Source organism: Candidatus Eisenbacteria bacterium (genome assembly GCA_016867495.1).
GTDB lineage: Bacteria > Eisenbacteria > RBG-16-71-46 > CAIMUX01 > VGJL01 > VGJL01.
Map to the genome: position 1 here is coordinate 1 of VGJL01000253.1, position 3,071 is coordinate 3,071.

A 3,071-nucleotide genomic window follows, 5' to 3' on the forward strand; every position below is an offset into this window, starting at 1 on the left:
GAGCGAATCGAGGGCGATGGCGAGAAGCGCCATCGAGATCCTCTCGCCGGCCGTGAGGAGCATATCCATCTCGCGGCGGGGCGGGCTGGGGCTGACCCGGCGTGCGAGAGCCACCAGCTCGTCCGTGGACTGTCCCATCGCGGAGACGACGACAATGAGCCGGCGCCCGCGCGCCTTTTCCTCAAGAATGCGCCGCGCGACGTCGAGCAAGTGGGAGGGCGTCTCGACCGAAGTTCCGCCGTATTTCTGGACGATCGTGACCATCGGAGCCTGAGGATAGGGGGCCGGTGGCGGGCGCGCCAGAGGCGCGAGCCGAGGGAGGGAAGCCCGAGCGGGGCGGTCTTGCCGGACCGGGCGGCGCGAGCGGGGGGTTGACGGGGTCGCGACAGGGCCCGTAGAATCCTGGCTTGCAGACAGGCACGGCCGATCCGGTGCGGCCGGCGCCCGGGCTCTGACCCGGGCGGAACGAGTTTCGAGCGGGAGTAGCTCAGCCCGGTAGAGCCCCACCTTGCCAAGGTGACTGTCGCGGGTTCAAATCCCGTCTCCCGCTCCAGTTTCTGCCGGTTGCCGCCTGCCGGCGTCCGCCGGCCCGCAGTCCTGTGGTGGCGCCATAGCCAAGTGGTAAGGCGACGGTCTGCAAAACCGTTATTCCCCGGTTCGAATCCGGGTGGCGCCTCCAGCCTATCTCTCTAGATCTGCGCGAACTCCCCAGCATCAGGTCGATCGCATCCCCTCACTACCCTGAAATCCTGACCTCCGAACGAAAGCTGGGTGCTACACTTGTTCCCACACACAGGAGGCTCGCCATGACGTCTCGTGCTCTGCGCCCCATCGGCCTTGCCGCGCTCATCGCAATCGCCACCCACCCGGCCGCGGCCGAAGACCCCGGGCCGCTCTACCTGGGCCTCCAGCTCCACATCGAGGAGCAGATGTGGAACCCCTACCAGGGCCCCGGCCCCTACTACCTCGCCATCCAGGCCGACGATCAGATTGGCGCCGTCTTCGAGGCGCACGGCTTTCCCATCACCTATCAGGTGGGGCTGGGCTTCGCGCAGTCCTCGCAACTCTGGGGAGGCGCCGGTGTGCCCGGCTCCGCGCAGGATCTGGCCGGCCGCCCCCACGAGATCTCGGCCCATGTTCACTTCCCGGCGGGCTGGCCGCCAGGCACCTTTCGCGGGCGCTTCTGGCCGACGCCGGAGCCGGAGGATCTGATCCCGGAAGCGAATCTGACCGTCGCTCAGTACTGCTCGGGAATCACCAAGAGGCTCGACGTGGTCAACGACATCCTGACCGGGATGGGGCGTCCGCCCATCCGTGGCCAGTGCGGCGGATGGTCGCGACGCTCCGAGCTCCGCTGGATCCCCTGCATGGAAGCGAACCAGATCGAGTGGGTCACGGGCTGGAACGCCTTTGGATCGAGCGTCGGCGGAGGCCACGCCTGGGACACCCGCCTCACCCCTCGCCGGGTCGGCCGGGACGACACCAACGGATACACGGGAGGCGTCCTCGACTATCACCGGGACGGTCCCACGATCCTCTTGCCGGACGGATCGGTCTCCGGAGCGATCAATCCCTCTCACGGCGTGGACATCGGCACGATCATCTCCCTCATGGAATGGAACCTCGCCCGGCGCGAGATCGGCAGGCCCAACGTGGCCTATCTCACCACGCACGACTACGAGCTGGTGCGGGACAACCATGTCGACCTCGAGGCGCTCGCGGCCTGGGATGATCTGCTCGATGCGCTGGCTGTCCACGCGGCGGATGGCCGCATCGTCTACGCATCGATGTCGGCGATGGCCGATCTCTGCGCCTCCTGGGAAGACGCCGGGGGGATTTCACATCCGCACAACACGGGATTCGAGACTCCCGACTCCCTCCTGCGCATCACCGTCTACACGCCCGAGCCAAAGACCGAGACGGCCGAGCACCACTTCGAGTGGATGCTGGATGACACCACCGCAACCGGCTCCTGGGCACGGACGGACGAACAGGCCCGCAGCGGTGCTTGGTCCCTTCGCATGAACGGCACAGGCCCCGGTGGGATCGCATTCACTCCCGGGCTCGCCTCCTACGATCGGACTCCCATCTTCGCCATGCTGGAGGAGGGAACCCGCATCGCGCTGAATGCCTGGAGCCTGACCCTCGGAGATGGATCGGCTGAGCTGGAGCTGCGATTCTTCGCCGAGCGTTCCATCGATGCTGGGGCGATCCCAGCGGCCGTCGTTTCTGGCGGCGGCGTCACTCGGGTCGAAGGGGACTGGAGACGGTTGACGCTCTTCGCGACAGTTCCGAGCGGAGCCCCATGGGTCCGTCTCGCCCTTCGCTTCCGCGGAAGCGGGGCATGCTTCTGGGACGATGTCGATCTCCGAGAGACGACGGCATCCGCGGCGGGGGAGGAGCAGACGCCCGGCTTGGACTCTCCTCAGGGCTCGGGCGATCTGACGCTCATCGGGCCCAATCCATTCCATGGACCGGAGGGACTTCGCATTCTCTGGCGAGCCTTCTCGCAGGCCAGACGGCCAGTTCGAATCTCGGTCGTGGCGGCCGATGGCCGGTGCGTCCGGGATCTGGGCCGCGCGCGCGGCGATGGCGAGCAGTCATGGACCTGGAACGGCAAGGACGACGCCGGCCAAGCATGCCCGTCCGGTGTTTACTGGGTCGTGGCCCTCGCCAAGGACAGCGCCTGCGCCTCGCGTCGAGCCCTTCTCCTACGCTGACTCTCTTGGGCGTGGCCCTCCGGGCGGTGCTCCGGGCCCCAGGTGCAGAGTCTGCTTCACACGATCCTCGCCCTGCGCCAACCGCGCCACCGCCAGTCCCAGGATCAGCATCGCCCCGATCAGCATGTGGGACCCCAGCGGCTCCGGGAGGGGGATTCTCGGCACGGCCACGAGCGGCAGCCAGATCAGAAGACCGGCCGCCGCCCCGACTGCGAGCCGAATCCGCGACTGCCGCATCTCCCACGCCAGCCATCCCGCCACAGGACCGAAGTAGATGAAGTAGTGCTCCCAGAAGATCGGAGCGAAGAGCGGCAGCCAGCCGATCAACGCCGCGGCGCCCGCCAGGAGCAG

The 3,071-nt window shown here is 67.6% G+C and carries 2 protein-coding genes and 2 tRNA genes; 3 read left to right on the forward strand and 1 reads right to left on the reverse strand.

Annotated features, from left to right (window positions below; translation table 11 throughout):
- Positions 1 to 264 (reverse strand): aspartate kinase (locus FJY88_13030; GenBank protein MBM3288253.1); only part of this gene is annotated, 264 nt, incomplete at its 3' end.
- Positions 265 to 476: 212 nt separating this feature from the next.
- On the opposite strand from FJY88_13030, the gene FJY88_13035 reads away from it, so the two are divergent.
- The 3 genes from FJY88_13035 (at position 477) to FJY88_13045 (ending at position 2,720) form a co-directional block, all read left to right on the forward strand.
- Positions 477 to 553: transfer RNA gene (locus tag FJY88_13035), tRNA-Gly, on the forward strand.
- Positions 554 to 604: 51 nt separating this feature from the next.
- A tRNA-Cys gene (locus FJY88_13040) sits at positions 605 to 679 on the forward strand.
- Positions 680 to 806: 127 nt separating this feature from the next.
- Positions 807 to 2,720 carry a hypothetical protein gene (locus FJY88_13045; protein MBM3288254.1) on the forward strand — a complete coding sequence of 638 codons (1,914 nt, stop codon included), beginning with the start codon at positions 807 to 809 and terminating at the stop codon, positions 2,718 to 2,720.
- Positions 2,721 to 3,071: the final 351 nt, after the last annotated feature.

What these genes read in the sequence shown, in the direction of transcription:
- FJY88_13045 (MBM3288254.1), top strand. Translation starts at nt 807, where the DNA reads ATGACGTCTCGTGCTCTGCGCCCCATCGGCCTTGCCGCGCTCATCGCA.